Genomic DNA, 650 nt, shown 5'->3' on the forward strand with positions numbered 1-650 from the left:
CGAGGAAGTCGGGCAGCGTCATACCTCAAGCCACCCCGAGAGATCCCGCCCGATGAGCTCCTCTAACCGCAGGATGTCCTCCCGGTAGCCCGCAACCAGATCCCTCCGCACCCCGGGCGGCATCGGCGGGGCCGCGGTCAGATTGCGCCGCCTCAGGCTCCTCCTGAGCCGCCCGCGCAGCCGCGCGGGCACAAGCGGCCTCACGGCGGTCTTGAGAGGGTTGTCGCGGCGCAGGAAGTCGTTGATAAAACGGTTCTTAGGCACGCCGGAGACGTTGTAGCGTCCGGAGACGTCCGGTGCGAATGCGGGGTCGGCGCCGAGAAAACGGTAGATGTCTTGCAGGGTGCCGACGGGATCGCGGCGCAGATCCTCGTAGAGGTAGACCCTTATCTGTGCGGGATCGAACAGAGCGTAGTAGCGGGAGAGCTGTTCGTGATAGTAGCCCGCCCGCCGGTAGTGCCAGATCCAGGGGTAGTTCAGCCGGATGCGCTCCTCCTCCAGCTCGAGCGCCCGCGCGAAGTCCGGCTCCTCCCGGTTGTCCCGCACCAGATGCATGAACGCCGAGTAGGCCCTCTCCGCAGGGTCTCTTAGCACCGCGATCAGCCGCACCTCCGGAACGTGGCGCTTTATCCTTTCTGCGGCCCGCTCCG

Annotated in this window: 1 protein-coding gene; it reads right to left on the reverse strand. The window is 66.3% G+C overall.

Annotated elements, in window-relative coordinates:
- Window positions 1-18 precede the first annotated feature (18 nt).
- A partial coding sequence (locus E0L93_RS13105) for a sulfotransferase (RefSeq protein ID WP_207890493.1) occupies window positions 19-650 on the reverse strand: 632 nt, incomplete at its 5' end.

Origin of the sequence: Rubrobacter taiwanensis (assembly GCF_004337705.1) — a bacterium.
GTDB lineage: Bacteria > Actinomycetota > Rubrobacteria > Rubrobacterales > Rubrobacteraceae > Rubrobacter_C > Rubrobacter_C taiwanensis.